Source organism: Prosthecobacter sp. (genome assembly GCF_044378005.1).
Lineage (GTDB): Bacteria > Verrucomicrobiota > Verrucomicrobiia > Verrucomicrobiales > Verrucomicrobiaceae > Prosthecobacter.
Genome location: NZ_JBILYB010000019.1, coordinates 20,477 through 40,736 on the forward strand (window position 1 = coordinate 20,477; position 20,260 = coordinate 40,736).

Consider the following 20,260-nt stretch of genomic DNA (forward strand, 5'->3'; position numbering starts at 1 on the left):
CTCTGGCTTTGCCATTTCAGATTCATGCCCATCTACGAGTTTTACTGCTCACAAAACAACACGCTGTACCAGTTCCTGGCTCGCAGTCTCGCGTATCGAGAGGTCGTTCCTGTTTGCCCTGACAATCCTGAGTTCATTCTGGAGAAACGCATCTCGAACTTTGCTGTCATTGGCAGAGCTAAGGAAGAAAGTGAAGATGATCCCTTCGCCGACATCGACGAATCCAAAATGGAAAGACTCATGACTAATATGGAGGGTGAGATGGAGGCACTCGACAACGATAACCCCGACCCTCGGCAGCTCGGTCATTTCATGCGCAAGTTCACCGATGTGATGGGGGACAAAGTTCCTCCTGTATTACGTGAAGTCGTCCGCCGTCTCGAAGCTGGGGAAGCCCCGGACAAGTTCGAAGAGCAGTTTGGCTGCTTGGATCAAGATGGCTCGGGTGCCGATACCATCTTCACTCAGGTAAAAAAAATCATTCGTAGTGCCCGCCAGCCCGTCCGTGATCCAAAGCTTTACGAGATGAGCGACTGGGTGCGTGCATGAACTGAAATCCCGAGTGGCTGACTGCCTGCATCTCTGGCATAAAGCCGCATGAACCCAGAACGCCCTCGCAAACCCACCGGCTCACGCACGCCTAACCGCTTCACGCCACGGCGTGATGGACCGCCGCGTGATTTACCTTCGCGTGGTGGACCGCCGCGTGGTGGCCCTCCGCGTGGCGCACCTCGGGGAGATCGCAGTGTGGGGGGTACGTCTTGGGAGAAGTCGGCGGACTGGTATGACGGCATCATTGGTGAACGCGGCTCCGAGCTGTATCGCGAGGTCGTCATCCCGCGCGCGCTGGATTTGCTCCAGCCCAAGCGCGGCGAGCGCGTGCTCGATCTCGGCTGCGGGCAGGGTGTGTTTTCCCGCGCCATCTCGGAGTGTGGCGCCCTCGTCACAGGCATCGATGCCTCCAGCACTCTCATTCAAAAAGCACGCACCTACCAGGGCCGCACACCCATCCGCTATTTTGATCGCGATGCCGCGCAGCTCGGCGGGCTCGGTGACTTCGATGCTGCCTCGGCCATCCTTTGCCTGCAAAACCTGGAACATCTCGACAAGGTTTGTTCGGCCGTGTCCAACGTGCTGAAGCCGGGCGGACGCATGCTCTGGGTGCTGAACCATCCCGCCTTCCGCATCCCGCGCCAGTCGAGCTGGGGATTCGAGGGCGAGGGGAAGCACATGTATCGCCGCGTGGATGCCTACAGCAGCACGATGAGCGTGCCCATCATCATGCATCCAGGGAAGGCTGACAGTGAGACCACGATCAGCACCCATCGCAGCCTGGAGTCACTCATGGCACCCGCCTTTGCCGCTGGACTGACACTGGCAGGATTCCAGGAATGGCACTCCCACAAAGAGAGCCAGCCAGGGCCGAGAGCGCGCGCCGAGAACAGCTCACGAAAAGAATTCCCCCTCTTCCTAGGGCTGTTGTGGCGGAAGGCGTGATACGTCGGCCAAGCCTAGTGCTTGCGAGGTTCCAGTCGCTCGGTTGACGCGGATTTGAGAGGGGCAAGACTGTCCCTGTGACAAGTCCGCCCGAAACTTGGCACGGGGGGTGCTTAGACTCTGGACTTGGAGACAATCCACCCTCGACACCCTATGTTGAAACACAACCCAACCCGAATCTGGCGCAGCCTTCTTTCCGCTGCGGTTCTCGCCACCACGGCCATCGCACTCACACCTGGTTCATCCTGGGCTCAAGATGCGGCGGCTCCTGCTCCCGCTGCCGCTCCGGCTCCCGCCGCTGCGCCAGCTCCTGCCGCCCCAGCACCCGCTGCTGAAGCTGCTCCTGCCGCCCCCACGACGGAGGCTCTCGAGAAGCGAATCGCGGATGTGGAGCAGTATTTCAACAACATGGCACCTGCCGCTGACGGCAAGCTCGCGAACCTCTCCGGTCCTGGCCACAATGGTTTCCTCATGATCTGCGCCGCCTTGGTGCTCTTCATGACGCTTCCTGGTCTGGCCCTCTTCTACGGCGGTCTCGTCCGCTCGAAGAACGTGCTCAGCGTGCTCGCCCAATGTCTTGGCATTGCGGGTCTGGTCACCATCCTGTGGTACTTCGTAGGTTACTCATTCGTCTTCGGCGAGCATCCGGCGGAAGGCGCTCCTTCGTGGGCACCCTACCTTGGCAGCTTCAAATACTTCTTCCTTGATGGCGTGGGCTCTGCACCAAACACGAACTACGCAGGCTGGCCGAGCCAGTCCGTGTTCTCCATGTATCAGCTCATGTTCGCCATCATCACCCCGGCTCTGATCGTCGGTGCCATCGCTGAGCGTATGAAGTTCTCCGCTGTCATCCTTTTCGTCACACTCTGGATGCTTGTCGTTTACTTCCCTCTGGCTCACATGGTTTGGGGCTTCGACGGCCTGATGAACGGTGTCTGGAACAGCGCCTCGGCGGTCCCTGCCATTGACTTCGCTGGCGGCACCGTGGTTCACATGTCCTCTGGCTGGTCCGCTCTCGTGCTCTGCATGCTCCTCGGCAAACGCCAGGGCTTCGGCAAAGAGAAGATGGCCCCGCACAGCATGGTGCTCTGCATGGTCGGCACCGGAATGCTCTGGGTCGGTTGGTATGGTTTCAACGCTGGTTCCGCTCTGGCTGCTGACGGCCTCGCCTCCAACGCCTTCATGACCACCACCCTGGCTGCTGCCACCGCCACCTTCGTCTGGGCCTTGGTTGAGAAGCTCCACAAGGGCAAGCCTTCCGTCCTCGGCTTCTGCTCCGGCGCTGTCGCTGGTCTGGTCGTGATCACTCCTGCTGCTGGTTTCGTTGACGCAAAATCCGCCATGATCATCGGTGTCCTCGCTGCTGTGGTTCCTTACTTCGCCGTTGTATTCCTCAAGGGCAAACTCGGCTACGATGACGCCCTCGACACCTTCGGTATCCACGGCGTCGGTGGCACCATGGGTGCTATTGTCACCGGCCTTTTCGCTAACAACAGCGTGAACGCCAATCTCACCACGGTGAACACCTACGTGAACAAAGACTTGGCCAAGCTCATCGTCGATGCCGGCGGTGAAGGCGGCATCGTGATGAATCAGCTTAAAGCCTGCGCCATCACCATCGTCCTGAGCGTGGTCGCCACAGTGGTCATCACCGTCATCGTGAAGATCATCGTCGGCCTCCGCCCAACGCCAGAAGAAGAGTCCATCGGACTCGACCTCTCCGACCACGGCGAGGCTGGTTACGAGCACTAATTCAAATCAGGTCATCGCCTGATCAAACCCAAGGCCGGAGCGCTCAAACGCTCCGGCCTTTTTCATGCCCAGGCCACCCATTCGTAAACACGACGAGCCCTCTTCGGGAGGTTGATCGAACTCGGCTTCAAGCCCCGCGCGCTTGCGTATCCTAACCCACGGGTTCGCACCCACCTGAGCAGCCGTTCATCCCCATGTTTTGTCCCGCTCGACGCCCTTGGGATCGCAGTCTCAGACACCACGATGGTCAGTGGAGGTGTTTCTCAATTCCCGGCGACTCGTGAGGCAGGTCCGACGGGCGAAGGGGAGCTGCAGGACCAGAGGATGACTTTTGAGCGCGGGTAGGGCAGGCTGGCTGGGATGCGGCGGACGGTTCGGCCAGGGCAGGGGAGGATGGCTTGGCAGAGAAAGACTTTTGACCAGGGGGAAAGGAGGCTGCCAGGGCTCTGGAAAACTCTTTTCCAGACCGAAGGGAGTCTCCCCATTCTAGAGAAAATAGTTTTCCAGAGGCAGGGGAAGGTACCCTGGGTCTGGAAAAGAGTTTTTTGAGGGGTACCCAAAGTGGCAACACGCCGCAAAACTCTTTTATGAGGGGTACCCAAGTTGGTCACCCCCTGGAAAACTCTTTTCCGAGGGGTTCCCAAACTGCCAACAAGCCGCAAAACTCTTTTCTGGGGGGTACCCAACTTGGACACCCGCTGGAAAACTCTTTTCCGAGGGGTACCCAATCTGCCAACAAGCCGCAAAACTCTTTTCTGAGGGGTTCCCAAGTTGGGTACCCCTTGGAAAGCTCTTTTTTGAGGTCGGGGTACCTTCCCCTCGGTCCAGAAAACTATTTTCTCTAGAATGGGGAGCTTGCTTTCCCATCGCTTGACGCTGATTTTCAACGAATTAAGTTTTTTCCAGGCCGGTTTTTAGAGTCTCGGCCACGAGAACTGCGATGGACCCGCTAACGGCGAGGAGGCCTGGGATCTGATAAATTCTAGAAGGAGCCGGGATGGAGTGCCGGACGGCTGTTGGACAGCGTAGCACCGCGATCTAAGCCCTCAAAGGAGCTGTCGCCCGACCCTCTCCAGGACGGCTTGGGTTCCGTCTGAGCTGCCTTGCCACGCCCCTTGGTTAGCCTTTTACAAGAATAAGAACCCCACCGGCAGCAGCACTGCCACATCGGCCAGAACGCGATACGCCTCTGCGGACATCGACTTCCGCCGCCAGTCCAGAACCATCAAAAGTACAAAGCCCGCCCCGCAGGATGCAGCCAGCACATTCATGGAGTCGGCAAGATTGCCACGGAGGACCAGGGCCACGGCTCCCACGGCTGCGCCAAACCCAGCCGCCAACCAGCGATGATGAATGCTGCGGGTGGAGATGCCGGTCAGATTCGAAACGAAGAGGCAGCTCAGCAGCACGAACTCCACAAAGCCTCCCACCGGGTCTGAGCCATCGCGGATGAAGCGACTCCAGGCCGTGCAACCCAGCGCGAAGAGCACGCCTCCCGCCACATCTTTGCTAAACGCCGACCTCACCCGCTCCTGATAGCGGCGAATCATCAGAAGCAGCAAGACCGACACGATCAGGCCCATCAGGTTGAGTTTGAAACCTGTCTTCAATGGGGCTGTGCCGATGAATGTCAGCATTCCCAGCCCACCCAGCGGCAGGATTCCGCGAAAGAAAAGCTGGCTCTCACCTCCTGCATAGATCGCCAGATAAAACAGGATCGGCACGGACAGCATCACGCAGTGCCAGGTCAGATCCGCAGGCACGATCCAGAAAGCCAGCCAGATCGCCACGACCGCGCCGACCAGCACCGCAGCCAGCAGCGCCACGCGATGCCGCCGATGAAACCGATGCCGGGCATCCAGCTCCGAGTCTGCCTTCCCCCGCGTGTCCAGCAGACGGTCCAGCACATAGATGATCCACACACAGAGCCCCAGTCCGGCCAGCACACCCGGCATCACTGGCACGCGATTCAGATGCGCGATCCCCAGCATCCACGCCATCGCGATCAGCGGCGCCTCCAGGCTCAGGAGGTGCAGGCGCAGCCAGATCGGCGGAGAGGTAGGCGGGGAAGGCGGAGGCATGGGGGCGCGGAGGAGAGAGCGAAAGCCTGAGCTTTGCAAGCCTGCCCGCTATCACACGAATATCTCATCTCATCATCACACCCCGATGGATTCCCTCCCGCCTTTCGTACTCTATGCCGTCATGCGCCGCGCTCTTTTCGTCCTCTTTGCCCTCTCCACCCTCCCTGCCTCCGCTCAAACCGATGTCGCAGGCAACGAAGCCGTGCGTAAGATCATCGAGACACGCCCCGGCCGCGGAGTGATGCGCGATGACACCCCGCCCACCGCGCCGCAGGACGCGGTGAAGCTCTTCAAAACACGCAGCGATGTCTCCATCGACCTCATGGCCTTCGAGCCGGACGTGGAGCAGCCGCTTTATGTGAGCTGGGACTCCAAGGGGCGCATGTGGGTCACGCAGTATCGCCAGTACCAGTTCCCTGCTGGCTTGAAGATCATCAGCTACGACCAGCACCTCCGGGCGAAGTTTGACAAAGTCCCCCTGCCACCCCCACGCGGCGAAAAAGGCGCCGACAAGATCACCGTCTTCGAGGACACGGACGGCGACGGCTTCTTCGACAAGCACGAGGATGTCATCACTGGCCTCAACATCGCCAGCGCCGCGCTCCACGGCATGGGCCGCATCTGGGTGCTGAATCCGCCTTACCTCCTGAGTTACCCCGACGCCGACTTCGATGCCAAACCGGATGGCGATCCCGAGGTCGAACTCAGCGGCTTCGGTCTCGAAGACACGCACAGCGTCGCCACGAATCTGCAATGGGGCATGGACGGCTGGCTTTACGGTGCCAACGGCAGCACCACCACGGGCAACGTCAGCAGCGCGAACACCAAGAACGTGAAATGGGAAGGCCAGTGCATCTGGCGCTACCACCCGAAAAAGAAGACCTTCGAAATCTACGCCGAGGGCGGTGGGAACACCTTCAGCCTCGACTTCGACAGCAAGGGCCGCCTCTTCTCCGGCACCAATGGAGCCACCCGAGGCATGCATTATGAGCAAGGCAGCTACGGCATCAAAGGTTGGGGCAAACACGGCCCGCTCACGAATCCGTATGCCTTCGGCTGGTTCGAGCACATGCGGCACGAGGGCGACAACAAACGCTTCCCGCAAGCCTTCACCATCTATGAGGGCGGCCTGCTCGGCAGCGCCTACGAAGGCAGAATCATCGCCCCGAACGCCTTGCACAATCTTGTCTATGTCAGCGAGCGTCTCCCCGACGGCTCCACCTTCCGAACCAAAGATGAAGAGCAACTCATCACCACCACAGATCGCTGGTTTCGCCCCGTGTGGGCCGGCGTCGGCCCCGACGGCGGCTTCTACATGGCCGACTGGTATGACACCCGCCTCAGCCACGTCAGCCCTGTCGATGACTGGCACAAAACCAGCGGCCGCATCTACCGCGTGAGACCTGCCAGCGGTGCGCCGAAGCTGAAGCCCTTCGATTTGAGCAAGGCGAGTGGTGAGGAGCTGCTGGGCTATCTCAGCCATCAAAACGAATGGTTCCGCAAACAAGCCATCCACGAGATCGCCTGGCGAAACATGACTGATCTCGTGCCGAAGCTCAAAGCGATGCCTCTCACCCTGGAAACCCTTTGGGCGCTGGATGCACTCAACGCCGTCGAAGCTCTGCCGATCAATCATAGCGATCCCTACATTCGTCGCTGGGCTTGGAAGATGGCTGGCGAGAAGCAAATCCTGCCTCCACTCGGCGAAGAAAAACATATCGAAGTCTGTGCTCAAATCCTTGCTTCAGCAAAGAAACTGCCCAGTGCAGGCGCGCTCTTTCTTCTGCGTGCTGGCGATATTGAAGACGAAAGCGGTCATCTCCCATTGCTCGCCTGGTGGGCACTCGAAGCGAAAGCCGAAAAGGAACGCGATACTGTCTTCAAATACTTCAAAGCCGATCCAGCGTTCCTCCAAACCAAACTCTTCCGCGACCACCTCGCCGAAAAGCTCGCGAAACGCTACGCACTCGCCGGTGGTGAGGAAAATCTCAATTCCTGCGCTGACCTGCTCGCCCTTACCAACGATGAAACCCTGCGCGGTAAGTTCATCGCAGGCATCGCCTCCGCCTTTGAAGGCGCGGAGATGCCGAAGCTGCCGGATTCGCTCACCAAGGCCCTCAACGACTACATGGCGAAGCAAAGCGGCGGCGACCTCACGCTCGCGCTGCGCAGCGGAAACGCCGACGCCCTGAAAAAAGCCCTCAAACTGCTCGGTGATGCCAAAGCGACCAATATCGCCCGAATCGCCATCGCGAAGACTTTGGCCGAACTCGGCAAACAAGAGGCCGTGATGCCCATGGTGGCCATTTTAAAAGCCACCAACCCGCCCAGCCTCAAACGCGGAATCCTCCAGGCCGCCGCCAAGTTCGACGACAAACGTATCCCCGAAGCCCTGCTGCTCGGCTGGGAAGGTCAAATCGCCGGCGACAAAGCCCTGCGCGAAGATGCCCTGCGTGTCTTGGCCGGACGCAAGGAGTGGGCGCAGATCCTTGTGAGCTTCGTCAACGACTGGAAAGTGCCGGTGAAGCACTTCACCATCGACATCGTCCGCCAGCTCAGCCTGCACAAGGACGCGGACATCGACGCCGCCATCGAAAAGCACTGGCGCGGCCTGCTTGTCACCGGCCCTACGCCCGAAAAGAAGAAGGAAGCCGAGCGCATCAAAGCCGTCATCAAAACCGGCCTCGGCGATGTCGCGAAGGGCAAAATTCAGTTCATGGCCCGCTGTGCCATCTGCCACAAACTCTTCGACGAAGGCGGCCAGATCGGCCCCGACCTCACCGGCTACGACCGAGCCAATCCCGACTTCTGGCTCGACAACATGTTCACCCCCAGCCTGGAGATCCGCGAAGGCTTCGGAGCCTACATCGTGAAAACCAAGGGCGGCCAGATCCTCACCGGCCTTATGGACGCCCAGGACGCCAACGGCATCGTCATCAAAGACATGGCCAACAACAAAACCGCCGTGAAGCAGGCCGACATCGAGAAGATGGAGGCGTCACCGATCTCCCTCATGCCCGAAGGCCTCACCGCCGGCATGAGCGACGCCGATCTGAAGGACTTCTTCGCGTATCTGATGCGGAAGTAGAACGAGCTTCCAAGTTCGTTCTACGAGTAAAAACCCGCTTGGACACAGTGCCCACGGCATGGCATCATAGCTGCTGGCTAACCTGCCACACCGTTCATGCTGACCTCCCGCCAACCCAGCTTCCCGCCCACACGTCCGTCGTGTTCTGGGCGCGTGGCCCCTATTTTGATCATTCTGCTGGCCCTCGTCGTCAGCGGGCTGGCCTTCTTTTTCATCACCAAGCCAAAGCTGGATGAAAAAGCCGCGACTAAGACCGAAGCGGCACCTGCCAGTATCCCTGCCAAGCCTGCCCCTGGCACCGTCGATCCCGCCAAGCCTGCCATGGCGGCGCCGACTCCAGCACCAGTGCCTGTGGCACCTCCGGCACCCGCCAGCTTTGGCTTCGCTCGTCCGCTTGATCTTGGTAAAGAAATGGTCCGCAGTCTCGCGGCCGGTGAGTTTGCCCGTGCTGGCAGTCTGGCAGCCGCTGCCGATCCCGGCCAGGTGCCCGCTGCCACGGCCATGCTGGAAAAGATGGTGAAGGAACTCGGAGCCAAAGTCGGCGGCGAGGATCAGGTCGAGATCCTCGGCATGGTGGAAAACAAAACCCGCATCGCCATCCCACTCACCCTGCCGGGCAGCCCCACTCCGATGCGTCTGCAAATGGACCTCGAACGCGATGAACGCATGGGCTGGAAGATCACCCGCCTCGAACTGCCGAAAGAACTCGCCGCCGCCATCCCCGCCGCGCCACCTGCACCGATGGCTGCCGCAAACCCACCTCCTGCGCCAGGCTCTGCTCCTCCAGTTCCAGCATCTCCAGCCACGGCTGGGATGCCCCCCGCGAAGAAGCTCTTCGCCGTGACCGAGGGAATGGACGCCCTCACCTTTGGCAGCGACTTCGTCCGCGCGCTGCTAAAGCACGATTTCGTCGAAGCCATGAAGTTTGTGGATGAGAAAAAAGTCCCCGCCGAGCGTCTCGCCGGTCTCTGCATCGTCTTTGAAGAGGGCAAATATGAGTTCAAGCCCACGAAGCCCCTCATTATCACTGTGGCGAACCCGGAAGTCTCCTGGGTCATTGCTCAAGTGCAGTCCCCGAGCCTCCAGCAGAGCACCGAATTCGGACTCGAACTCCAGCGCCCAGGCATTGATCAGCCCTGGCGCGTGGTCGGCCTGAATCTTTCCGAAATCCTCGGCTCCTATGCCGCTTCCGCTGCGAAGCTCGGTGTGCCTTACACACCCATCGTCAGCAACCCATCGGGCGGTGAATCCCTCGCGCTCTACTTCGAATATGATCAGGCCCAGCTTCACCCGCGCGCGCAGAAGCAGTTGGAGATCGTCGCCGGTCTGCTCAAGTCCGACGCCAATAAAAAGCTCCACATCGCCGGTCACACCGACGCCAAAGGCTCGGACGACTACAACCTCAGCCTCTCCCGCTCCCGCGCTGATACGGTGAAAACCCAGCTCGTCGCCCTCGGCGTCTCCGAAGCCCAGATCATCACCACGGGGCTCGGCAAAGCCCAGCCCCTCGGCCCGAACCAAAAAGCCGACGGCACCGACGACCCCGCCGGCCGCTCGAAGAACCGCCGCGCTGAGATCTATCTGGATTTCTAGTAGAACGACTTTTCAAGTCGTACACGGGTGCAGCGCGTTTGTAACCCGCTGAAAGGAACAGGGCGAGATACAATCTCACCCCACCAGTTTAACGAGTTTAAAACTCGTTCTACCTCTGCACCTTCGCGTCGCCGCCCTCGGCGAGCTTCTGCACCTCGATCAGTGTGGCCATGCTCGTGTCGCCCGGCGTCGTCATCGCCAGCGCGCCATGGGCCGCACCGAGATCGACCGCCTTCTGCGGATCTTTTTCCACGAGCAGACCATGCACGAGCCCTGCCACAAAACTGTCCCCGGCGCCGATGCGGTCCAGGATGTCGAAGCGCGGATAGTTCCGGCTGCGGTAAAAGCTGCCCTGGTGATAACACAACGCGCCCCAGTCATTCACCGAGGCCGTGTGTACCCGACGCAGCGTCGCCGCCACCGTTTGCAGATTCGGGAACTCGGCGAGCAGCTTCTGGATCATCGGGCGCAGCTTTGCGTCCTCAGCGGCGAAGATGTCGCTCGGGTCCGTCGGCGTCGTGCTCGACACCGGTGGATCATCGCTCAGCACACCGATCATCACATCAATGTAGGGCGCGAGCTTGCGGTTCAGCGCCTGCGCTGCCGGGAAACCGCCACGCTCCTGCCAGAGGGAGGGCCGGTAGTTCAGATCGTAGCTCACGGTCACTCCGTGGCGCTTCGCCGCTTCACAGGCCTGCACCGTTAGTTCGGCAGTCGATTCCGAAAGCCCGGCAAAGATGCCCCCGGTGTGCAACCAGCGGCATCCAAGCGTGCCAAACAAATGATCGAAGTCATAGTCGCCCACCTTGAGCTGGGATGCCGCACTCCAGCCACGATCCACGCTGCCCTTCGCCCCGCGCACGCCGAAGCCGCGCTCGGTGAAGTTGATCGGATTCCGCACGCGCTTGCCCATGCCATCATACGGCACCCACTTGATCAGAGAAGCATCCACACCGCCTTGGAGGATCAGGTCTTCGGTCAGCCTTCCGATCTCGTTGTCCGCAAACGCCGTCAGGATACCCGCGCGCAGGCCGAAGCAGCGTCGTGCGCCACGCGCCACATTGTATTCGCCGCCGCCTTCCCAGGCCGTGAACTGCCGCGAGGTCCGCACCCGTCCCTCACCGGGATCGAGACGCAAAAGAACTTCGCCGAGGGAAAGGAGATCGTAATGGGGCTGGCTGGACATGGGCCGGTAGGTATGCAGCGCCTCGGCAGAGATGCAACTGACCTCCCGTTCCTCGATAGCCCCAAGTGCTTGCCGTCTGGGGCGAGCGTGTTATCTCCGCCGATGCGCATCCTCCTCGCCAGTGACAAATACAAGGGCTCACTCACCGCCGCCCAGGTGGCGCAGACTTTGCGGCGCGTCTTTGAAAGCGAGATCCCCGGTGTGGTCTGCGACATCTGCCCCATCGCCGATGGTGGCGAAGGCACCACCGAGGCCATGATCACCGCGCTCGGCGGCGAGTGGGTGGAGACGCCCAGCTTCGATGCCCGGGGCCGCCCGATCATTGCCCGCTACGGCCTCATCTTCACCGAGGGGCAAACCGAAGCCATCATGGAAATGAGTGCCGCCTCAGGTCTCGCCATGGTCAGCGACCTCCCGCTCGACCCCACCACCGCCAGCACCTACGGCACCGGCGTGATGATGCGTGACGCCATCCAGCGCGGCGCTCATAAAATCCTCATCGGCATCGGCGGCAGCGCCACCAATGACGGCGGCACCGGCATGGCCCAGGCTCTCGGCTATCACTTCCTCGATGCTTCCGGCGCTGCTTTGGAAACCCTGCCGCGTGACCTCGATCAACTCGCCCGCATTGAGCGCCCCGCCGCCACTTCCGTTCCCATCAAAGTCGCCTGCGATGTGAACAATCCCCTCCTCGGCGAACACGGCTGCACTCGCGTGTATGGCCCGCAGAAAGGCGTCACCTGCTTCGACTTCTTCGAGCATCGCCTCGGTAAACTCGCCCAAGTCGTGCAGCACGACCTCGGCGTGAATGCCGCCGACATCCCCGGCGCGGGCGCCGCTGGTGGGCTCGGCTACGGCCTCATCGCCTTCGGCGGCGCGCAGCTTGTCAGCGGCTTCGACCTCGTCGCCGAGGCCATCAACCTCCGCCAGCGCATCGCCGAAGCCGACCTCGTCATCACTGGCGAGGGCCGTCTCGACGCCCAGACGCTCCACGGCAAAGGCCCCGTCGGCGTCGCCCAGATGGCCCGCGCCCACGGCAAACCCGTCGCCGCCTTCGCCGGAGCTATCGACGACTCACCTGCGCTCCGCGCCCACTTCGATCTCGCTCACGCCATCAAGCCCGCTGACATGCTCCTCAGCGAAGCCATCGCCCGCGCCGAAGAACTTCTAGAAATCGCCGCCCGCCAGGCCGTGCCGGAGATCAGGAGGATGCTTGGCCTTGCGTGAACTCGGCGTCTGTTCAAATACTGCCCCGCTTATTCTCTCAGAACCACTCGTCTCCCCATCCAATCATGTCTAAATCCGTCGTCCTCCTCTTCGCTGGTCAAGGTGCTCAAAAAGTCGGCATGGGCAAAGACCTGGCCGAGGCCTTTCCCTCGGTGCGCGCCATGCTGGATCAGGCGGACGCGACGCTGGGTTACTCGCTGAGCCAGATCATGTTTGAAGGGCCGATGGAGGAACTGACGAAGACCAGCCGCTGCCAGCCAGCGCTTTATGCCCACGGACTCGCCATTCTGAACGTGCTGAAGGAAAAGGTGCCCGGACTCCAGGTCGCCGCCACCGCCGGACTTTCGCTCGGGGAATTCACCGCTCATGCGGCGGCGGGTACCTTTGATTTTGCCACGGGGCTGAACCTCGTTTTCCAGCGCGGCAGCTTCATGGAGGAAGCCTGCCTCAACACCCAGGGAGCCATGCTGGCGATGCTCGGAGGCGAAGAAAGCGCCATCCGCGAGCTCGCCGCCGAGTGCGATGTCGATGTCGCCAATCTCAACGCCCCTGGCCAGATCGTGCTCAGCGGCAGTGTGGAAGGCATCCAGTCGGCTGCGGCGAAGGCGAAGGACAAGGGCATCAAACGCGCCATCCCGCTGCCGGTGGCCGGAGCCTATCACAGCCGCCTCATGAAGAGCGCCCAGGACAAGCTGGCCGCCGTGCTCGCTTCTTCCACGATCACGGAGCCCGCTGTGCCGGTGGTGTGTAACTTCGAAGCCCGCACGGTGAAGACGCCCGAGGAGATCCGCGCCACGCTGACCGCGCAGGTCACGGGCAGCGTGCGCTGGGTGGAGTCCATGCAGGCTCTGCGCGCCGCCGGGCACACGCTTTTCATCGAACTCGGACCCGATGCCACCCTGGCGGGACTCTTTGGCAAGATCGACAAGGAGGCGAAGGTCATCTCCATCAAAGATCTGGCCAGCCTCGACGCCGCTGTCGCTGAATTGACGGCCTGATTACTTCCCGAAAATCTGCCGCCGGGCCGCGATGAACTGGCGGCGCGCGCCACGCGGCTGCTCGCGGAGGTAGTGACGCCAGAACGTGGCTAGCACGCCGGGGGCAGGGGAGGCCTGAAAGCGGGCGAAATTCCGGTAAAGCGCCCGCAGATCCCGCAGCACGCGGTTCGGGCGCGGAAGCAACTGCACGCGGATGCCCTCCATGTCGATGAACCAGGTTTTGCCCTGCTCATCCTCCAGCAGGTTTTCGCAGCGCAGATCGCGGTGGCGGAGGCCGTTTCCATGCACTCGACCGATCAAAGTTCCCAGCGTGCGTGCATGGTCGAGGTCTCCGCCAGCGGCGAAAAAAGGCCGGTAGGTCTGCGCGCCCTGCACTCGCTCCATGATCAGGTAGCAGTGCTGCACCAGTCCACGCCTCGGCGCATCCCCCGCCGCAATGGCGGCCGCCACCGGCAGGCCGATGTCCTCCAGCAGCCGTGCTTTGCGGAAAGCAAAGGTGGCCTTTGAGGGGCGGATGAGGTCAAGAAGCGCATCCGAGGGCTTGCGCACATTGTAGCGCTTCACCACGAGGCGCTGGTGATAGACGAAGTCCGATTTGCTGCCGAAAAGTCCACGCTGCCGACTCACGATGCCCTGCTCGGGAGACTCGAGGATGCCTTTCAACTCGGGATACTCGCCCGCCTTCGGGTGCACCCGCCAGTTCACCGATCCCGCACGACTCCTCTGGGCGGGGATGCCCAGGCCGGTGCAGAGGCGCCAGCAGGTGGAGAGGGTTCGGGAAAGTGGGTGCTCGGCCATGAAGACGGGATGCCGCCGAGATAAACTCAGCCCAAGGGTCAAACAACAGTTTCTTCACCATTCGAATTTTCAGACTCGCCAAAACCAGTAAGTGGCCTCAGATTTCCGGCCATTCCTCATGCGTAACCTGCCACGGGCCTTTTTCTGTCTCCTGCTTTTCGGACTTTCCGTGTCCGATGCGTGGGCTCAACGGGCAAGGTCGAAACCGCCTTCTTACACACGGGAGACATTGTGCGCGGACCTGAATGCCTCCATTCAAAAGCATCCTGAACGGCTCGTAATGTGGCTGGAGGATGCTCTCGTCATCAATGAGTCATGCGCGGGTGACATCGTCACCGCCGCGATTGATGCGGTGAACAACGACCCCGCGCAGGTGCGGGTCATCTTGGACACGGCACTGCGTGTCACCCCGCATCGCGCCAGACAGATTCAAGTGGCGGCAGATAACTTCAGTGTCCCCTCCGCCGTGGCCATGAAGGAGCCGGTGGAGGAAATCCGCCGGGCGGTGGTCACGAATACGCCTGCGTCCGAGCCCGTCTTCGAAATCCGCCGCGCGCTCTCCGCGAAGGTCGAGGAACCGCAGCCTATCGAGGAAATTCGCCGGGCCGTCGTGCCGGAGAAAGTGGTGTCGCAAGTCACGCCAGCACCGGCTTCACCACGTCGCCGTGTATGTCGGTGAGGCGGAACTGACGGCCTTGGAAGCGGAAGGTGAAGCGCTCGTGGTCGATGCCCATCAGGTGCATGATCGTCGCCTGGAGATCGTGGATGTGGACTTTGTCCTTCACGGCATTGAAGCCGAACTCATCACTCTCGCCATAGCTCATGCCGGGTTTCACGCCGCCGCCCGCCATCCAGATGGTGAAGGCATACGGATGATGATCGCGGCCCCACTGCTTGGTGTTCGCGATGTCGCCTTGTAGGAACGGCGTGCGGCCAAACTCGCCGCCCCAGATGACCAGCGTGTCTTCCAGCAGCCCGCGTAGCTTCAGATCTTTGATCAATGCCGCGCTCGGAGCATCCACGTCCTGGCACTGGATCTTGAGCTGCGTATTCAGATTCCGATGCTGATCCCAGCCTGCGTGCATGAGCTGCACAAAGCGCACGCCACGCTCGGCCAGACGGCGAGCCATGAGGCAGTTGTAGGCATAGCTGCCCTGCCTCAAAACATCGGGGCCATACATATCGAGGATGTGCTTCGGCTCCTTCGAGAGATCCGTCAGCTCCGGCACACTGATCTGCATCCGATACGCCATCTCATACTGCGAGATGCGCGTGGCGATCTCGGGATCGCCATGATCACGCAGCTTGATGGAGTTCAGTTCGTTCAGGCCATCGAGCATCGTGCGGCGCACCTCGCGGCTCATGCCTTCGGGATTGCTGATGTATAAAACTGGATCGCCACTGCCGCGAAACTTCACGCCCTGATACTTTGAAGGCAGGAAGCCGCTGCCCCAGTAGAAATCATAGAAGATCTGTCCGCAGGACGCCTCTTTATCTCGGCTCGTCATCACCACAAACGCGGGCAGATCCTCGCACTCACTGCCGAGACCATAGCTCAGCCACGAGCCCATCGCCGGACGCCCTGCCTGCTCCGCACCGGTCATGAGGAAGGTGATAGCGGGCGCGTGGTTCACCTGCGTGGTGTGCATGGATTTGATGAAGCACAGGTCGTTCGCTATCTCGCCGATGTGCGGCAGGAATGAACTCACCGTCGCACCACTTTTGCCATGCCTGGAGAACTCCGTGATCTCGCCGAGCACCGGACGCGCCGTCTGTCCGCCCGTCATCGTGCTGAAGCGCTTCCCACCCACCACGCTGTCGGGGATCTGCGTGCCGTGCATCTTTTTCAGCATCGGCTTATGATCAAAGAGATCGACATGCGAGGGCGCACCGTTTTGCAGCAGATAGATCACCCGCTTCGCCTTCCCCATGAAATGCGGCAGCGTCGGAGCCAGCGGATCAGGAGCCTGCGCCGAGTAGCCCTGCTTCGTCATCAGCGATCCGAGCGCCAGTCCACCCAGCCCCATCGCTCCCTGCCCGAACAAAGCGCGGCGGGTGAGATTTTGAAGAGGATGCGTGGTGTCGGTCATGCGTAGTGAGAACATGAACGTCATCTGCGCCCCGGAACTTTGCCGATCAGTACAGACATCGGCAAATTGTCCAGCCCAAGGAGCTTGCCACTTATGATTCAAGCACTACCAGAAACACACGCATGACTCCCACACCCGCTTGGCGGCTTGAGCACACTTACACCCGGCTTCCTGGTTTGTTCTTCACCGAGGTGGAGCCCACGCCCGTCGAGAAGCCGCAGATGGTGATCTTTAATAAAGCGCTCGCGGCTGAACTCGGCCTGCCTCAGGAAGACGCGGCTGTGTATGCGGGAAACGCGCTGCCGCCTGGAGCACGGCCCATCGCGCAGGCTTATGCGGGGCATCAATACGCGAACTTCACCGGCCTGGGAGATGGCCGCGCGATCTTGCTCGGCGAGCAGATCACGCCTGAAGGTGACCGCTTCGACATCCAGCTCAAAGGCCCTGGCCCCACGCCCTACTCGCGTCGTGGCGATGGCCGCGCGGCTCTCGGCCCGATGCTGCGCGAATACATCATCAGCGAGGCGATGCACGCGCTGGGCATCCCGACGACTCGAAGTCTGGCCGTAGTGACGACGGGGGAAAAAGTCTGGCGTCAGGACGGCGGTCTGCCCGGTGCGGTGCTCACTCGCGTGGCAGCCAGTCACATCCGCGTGGGCACTTTTGAGTGGGCGGCAGCGCATCGCGATGTGGAGGCGCTGCGAGCGCTCGCCGAGCACACGCGACAGCGGCACTATCCCGAGATCGAAAACAACCCTGTGGCACTTTTTGAAGCCATCTCGGAACGGCAGGCCAGGTTGCTCGCTCAATGGATGCTCGTCGGCTTCGTCCACGGCGTCATGAACACGGACAACATGGCGCTCAGCGGTGAAACCATCGACTATGGTCCCTGCGCCTTAATGGACGCTTATGATCCCGCCACCGTGTTCAGCTCGATTGATCGCAACGGTCGTTATGCCTATGGCAATCAGCCGCCCATCGCCCAGTGGAACCTCGCACGGCTTGCCGAGGCGATGCTGCCGCTGTTTCACGACGACGAAAAGCAGTCCGTCGAGATCGCCAACGAGCTGATCCCAAAGTTTGAAGAGCGCTTTAAAAAGCACTGGCTTGCTGGCATGAAGTCCAAGCTCGGCCTCTTCACCGAGGAAGCCGAAGACGCCGTCTTGATCCAGGATTTGCTCGATCAGATGAAGGAATCCGACGCGGACTTCACCAATACCTTCGCCGACCTCACCACAGGCCGCTACGAGCCCGATGTCTGGCATGAACGCTGGCAAAACCGTCTCACCCGACAGTCACAATCCCGCGATGAAGTCTCGCAGCTCATGCGTCGCAGCAATCCCGCCCTCATTCCGCGCAATCACAAGGTCGAGGAAGCTCTCGCCGCCGCCAACGGAAGTGATTTGAAACCGATGTATGCCTTGCTGGAAGTCATCACACGACCCTGGGAGCATGATCGTGATCTGCCGGACTACTCGCAGCCAGGTTCCAAAGCTGGCTACAAGACTTACTGCGGGACTTGAGGCGATGCCGCACGCATGTGGGGCGTGAGTCATCATCTCTTGCGCACTTGTTGACCGCAATTGTCACATTCGGCCTGCCGCGCAACACAATGGATCAGCCCTCGTAGGTTCGCTCTGAACCTCGAACTGATTCTCCCCCAATGAAAATGCATCGTCTCTGCTCCGGCAACCATACCAACCTCTTCAATACCGCTCAGGGTCGTCGTGACTTCCTGCAAGTCGGTGCCATGGCGGGTTTGGGCATCACGCTGCCACAGTTGATGAAGCTTCAGGCGGCGGCGATCAACATGCCATCGGTGGAGTCCTACAAGCCCATCGCCACCTCCATCATTCACATCTATCTGCCCGGTGGCATGGCCCAGCACGAGTCATGGGATCCGAAACCCTTTGCTTCGCCAGACTATCGTGGCCCCTACAGCCCGATCAAAGGTGTCACCGGAGAGTACGTCGGTGAGAAGTTTACCAACATCGCCAAGATCCTCGACAAAATCAGCATCATCCGCGCCGTGACGCATGGTGAAGCCGCTCACGAGCGTGGCACGCACAACATGTTTACCGGCTATCGCCCCAGCCCGGCCATCAAGTTCCCAAGCTTCGGCACCATCATCTCCCATGAACAGGGATCGCGGAACAATCTGCCGCCCTATGTCGCCATCCCCAGCGTCTTCGCTCCCGAGCAGGGCAGCGGCTACCTGAGCAGCGCGTTTGGTCCCTTCGCTCTCGGCAGTGATCCTGCGGACAAAGGCTTCACTGTGCGCGATCTCGCCGCACCGAAGGATATCGACGAGAAGCGCTTTGACCGCCGTCGGGGTCTGCTCGCCGCCGTGGATGAGCACTTCCGCACCACCGAGAAATCCGACGGCCTCTCCGCGATGGATAGCTTCTACAGCGCTGCCTACAATCTCATCAGCTCCACGCAGGCTCGCGAAGCCTTCAACCTCAATGCCGAGTCGGACAAACTGCGCGACGAATACGGTCGCAACTCCGCCGGTCAGCGCTTCCTGCTCGCTCGCCGCCTTGTTGAAGCTGGTACGCGCATGGTCTCGGTGAACTACGGCAGTTGGGATCATCACTCGAACATCAAAGGTGCCTTCGACAGTCAGGCACCGAATTTCGACATGGCCTTCGCCCGCCTCATTCGTGATCTCGACGAACGCGGCATGTTGGACACCACACTGGTGCTCGTCAGTTCCGAGTTCGGCCGCACACCGAAGATCAATTCCACCAATGGTCGCGACCATTACCCGCGCGTCTTCTCCGTGGCGATGGCGGGCGGTGGCGTGAAGAAAGGCTTCGTTTATGGCAAGTCCGACGCCCTCGGAGCTGAGCCGGATGAAAATCCAGTCGGCCCCGAAGATCTCGCCCGCACGATGTATCGCCTCCTCGGTATCAACTCCCAGAAGCGCCTCGTTCTCGAAGGCGTCCGCCCCATCGACATCGTCAACGGCGGCAGGCTCCTCAACGATCTTATAGCGTAATTCGCCGCGTATTTAGCTTCGTGGTCTGGTGGCATCATTGTTTTGATTTTGCAGGCAGAATCAAAACAAGGTGATCTTCGCATCCAAACGATGCGTTCTCTTCACATGCCCTCCAACGTACTCGGAACTCCCCTGCAAGGCTGCTGCAACGACCCCATCACCGGCTTCTACCGCGACGGCTACTGCCGCACCGGCCCGGATGACAAAGGCCTGCATACCGTCTGTGCCGTGATGACAGAGGAGTTCCTCACCTTCAGCCGCTCACGCGGCAATGACCTCTCCACGCCTGTGCCCGAGTTCGACTTCCCCGGTTTAAAATCTGGAGATCGCTGGTGCGTCTGCGTGGGCCGATGGGCCGAAGCTCTGGAGATGGAAAAAGCGCCGCCTGTGGTGCTGGAGTCCACCCATGTTCATGCGCTGGAATTCGTCTCGCTCGAAGACCTGCGCGCTCATGAGGCGGTTTGATGAGAGCGCATCCATTCGCGTGCCCTTGGGAGCTTTCTGACAGAGGCCAGTGTGTCTATCCAGCGTTGGGCCAGTTCTGGCGGCAGCCAGGGCTTGCCCGCGGGTAGCTTGCTGAACATGGAATAGCACTCGGAGCGGTGTTCCGGGCCGATATGCCTCTCGATCCATCTTTCATAATCCGCGAGCCCGCCCGCGAAGATGCTTCCTGCATGGCTCAGCATGGAAAGATCTCCTGAGCTGAGCTTTTCGTAATCGTAGCGGCCTGGGATGACGGCCTCGGTTTCATGATGTGCGTAGCAGCGACGATCTGTGCGGATGAAAAGGAAGCCTGGAGTGCTTTCGGGATCGGTGGGATACCACCCGGCGCAGGCTCCATGCAGCTCGATGTAGCCTGAACGCCAGGCTTTGCGATAGCAGCTCGTGCCTTTCAGCCCAGGTGACTCGGTGCGGGTGAATCCGTATTTCACGAGAAGGTTTCCTTCAC

The 20,260-nt window shown here is 60.7% G+C and carries 16 protein-coding genes; 11 read left to right on the forward strand and 5 right to left on the reverse strand.

Annotation, left to right across the window (positions count from 1 at the left end):
- Positions 1-24 precede the first annotated feature (24 nt).
- The 3 genes from AC6FTP_RS06215 to AC6FTP_RS06225 all read left to right on the forward strand — a co-directional run bounded on the left by AC6FTP_RS06215 (position 25) and on the right by AC6FTP_RS06225 (position 3,249).
- On the forward strand, positions 25-549 hold the full coding sequence (locus tag AC6FTP_RS06215; RefSeq protein WP_497206035.1) for a cytochrome C: 525 nt from the start codon (positions 25-27) through the stop codon (positions 547-549).
- 48 nt (positions 550-597) lie between these two features.
- Positions 598-1,497, forward strand: coding sequence for a class I SAM-dependent methyltransferase (locus tag AC6FTP_RS06220; protein ID WP_497206036.1), 900 nt, complete (start codon positions 598-600; stop codon positions 1,495-1,497).
- A gap of 153 nt (positions 1,498-1,650) precedes the next feature.
- On the forward strand, positions 1,651-3,249 hold the full coding sequence (locus AC6FTP_RS06225) for an ammonium transporter (protein WP_497206037.1): 1,599 nt from the start codon (positions 1,651-1,653) through the stop codon (positions 3,247-3,249).
- Between the two features lie 1,127 nt (positions 3,250-4,376).
- Here AC6FTP_RS06225 and AC6FTP_RS06230 read toward each other — a convergent pair.
- Positions 4,377-5,330: a hypothetical protein gene (locus AC6FTP_RS06230; protein ID WP_497206038.1), complete on the reverse strand. Its 954-nt coding sequence runs from the start codon at positions 5,328-5,330 to the stop codon at positions 4,377-4,379.
- 121 nt (positions 5,331-5,451) lie between these two features.
- Between AC6FTP_RS06230 and AC6FTP_RS06235 the strand changes: the two genes are divergently transcribed.
- Positions 5,452-8,418 carry a DUF7133 domain-containing protein gene (locus AC6FTP_RS06235; protein ID WP_497206039.1) on the forward strand — a complete coding sequence of 989 codons (2,967 nt, stop codon included), beginning with the start codon at positions 5,452-5,454 and terminating at the stop codon, positions 8,416-8,418.
- A gap of 96 nt (positions 8,419-8,514) precedes the next feature.
- A complete protein-coding gene (locus tag AC6FTP_RS06240) occupies positions 8,515-10,011 on the forward strand; it encodes an OmpA family protein (RefSeq protein ID WP_497206040.1) in 1,497 nt (498 codons plus the stop codon).
- Between the two features lie 109 nt (positions 10,012-10,120).
- Here AC6FTP_RS06240 and AC6FTP_RS06245 read toward each other — a convergent pair whose 3' ends face one another.
- Entirely contained in the window at positions 10,121-11,197 is a 1,077-nt protein-coding gene (locus AC6FTP_RS06245; RefSeq protein ID WP_497206041.1) for a sugar kinase, read from the reverse strand.
- Between the two features lie 102 nt (positions 11,198-11,299).
- On the opposite strand from AC6FTP_RS06245, the gene AC6FTP_RS06250 reads away from it, so the two are divergent.
- Both AC6FTP_RS06250 and fabD read left to right on the forward strand, forming a co-directional pair.
- Positions 11,300-12,424 (forward strand): glycerate kinase, encoded by a 1,125-nt coding sequence (locus AC6FTP_RS06250; RefSeq protein WP_497206042.1) that lies wholly within the window; start codon positions 11,300-11,302, stop codon positions 12,422-12,424.
- Between the two features lie 65 nt (positions 12,425-12,489).
- Entirely contained in the window at positions 12,490-13,422 is a 933-nt protein-coding gene (fabD, locus tag AC6FTP_RS06255) for an ACP S-malonyltransferase (protein WP_497206043.1), read from the forward strand.
- Here the strand turns inward: fabD and AC6FTP_RS06260 are convergent, their stop codons facing one another.
- The gene (locus AC6FTP_RS06260; protein WP_497206044.1) at positions 13,423-14,220 is read right to left on the reverse strand and encodes a lipopolysaccharide kinase InaA family protein; all 798 of its coding nucleotides are present in this window, start codon (positions 14,218-14,220) and stop codon (positions 13,423-13,425) included.
- A 118-nt stretch (positions 14,221-14,338) separates the two neighbouring features.
- On the opposite strand from AC6FTP_RS06260, the gene AC6FTP_RS06265 reads away from it, so the two are divergent.
- A complete protein-coding gene (locus AC6FTP_RS06265) occupies positions 14,339-14,899 on the forward strand; it encodes a hypothetical protein (RefSeq protein WP_497206045.1) in 561 nt (186 codons plus the stop codon).
- On the opposite strand, the gene AC6FTP_RS06270 is transcribed toward AC6FTP_RS06265, so the two are convergent.
- On the reverse strand, positions 14,856-16,310 hold the full coding sequence (locus AC6FTP_RS06270) for a DUF1501 domain-containing protein (RefSeq protein WP_497206046.1): 1,455 nt from the start codon (positions 16,308-16,310) through the stop codon (positions 14,856-14,858). The two genes, AC6FTP_RS06265 and AC6FTP_RS06270, sit on opposite strands and share 44 nt — an antisense overlap.
- Positions 16,311-16,432: 122 nt before the next feature.
- Here AC6FTP_RS06270 and AC6FTP_RS06275 point away from each other — a divergent pair, with 122 nt between their 5' ends.
- From AC6FTP_RS06275 to AC6FTP_RS06285, 3 genes are all read left to right on the forward strand, one after another.
- On the forward strand, positions 16,433-17,833 hold the full coding sequence (locus AC6FTP_RS06275; protein WP_497206047.1) for a protein adenylyltransferase SelO: 1,401 nt from the start codon (positions 16,433-16,435) through the stop codon (positions 17,831-17,833).
- Positions 17,834-17,973: 140 nt separating this feature from the next.
- Positions 17,974-19,311 (forward strand): DUF1501 domain-containing protein, encoded by a 1,338-nt coding sequence (locus AC6FTP_RS06280; protein ID WP_497206048.1) that lies wholly within the window; start codon positions 17,974-17,976, stop codon positions 19,309-19,311.
- Positions 19,312-19,416: 105 nt separating this feature from the next.
- On the forward strand, positions 19,417-19,776 hold the full coding sequence (locus AC6FTP_RS06285; protein ID WP_497206049.1) for a DUF2237 family protein: 360 nt from the start codon (positions 19,417-19,419) through the stop codon (positions 19,774-19,776).
- On the opposite strand, the gene AC6FTP_RS06290 is transcribed toward AC6FTP_RS06285, so the two are convergent.
- The gene (locus AC6FTP_RS06290) at positions 19,761-20,243 is read right to left on the reverse strand and encodes a hypothetical protein (protein WP_497206050.1); all 483 of its coding nucleotides are present in this window, start codon (positions 20,241-20,243) and stop codon (positions 19,761-19,763) included. The two genes, AC6FTP_RS06285 and AC6FTP_RS06290, sit on opposite strands and share 16 nt — an antisense overlap.
- Positions 20,244-20,260 lie beyond the last annotated feature (17 nt).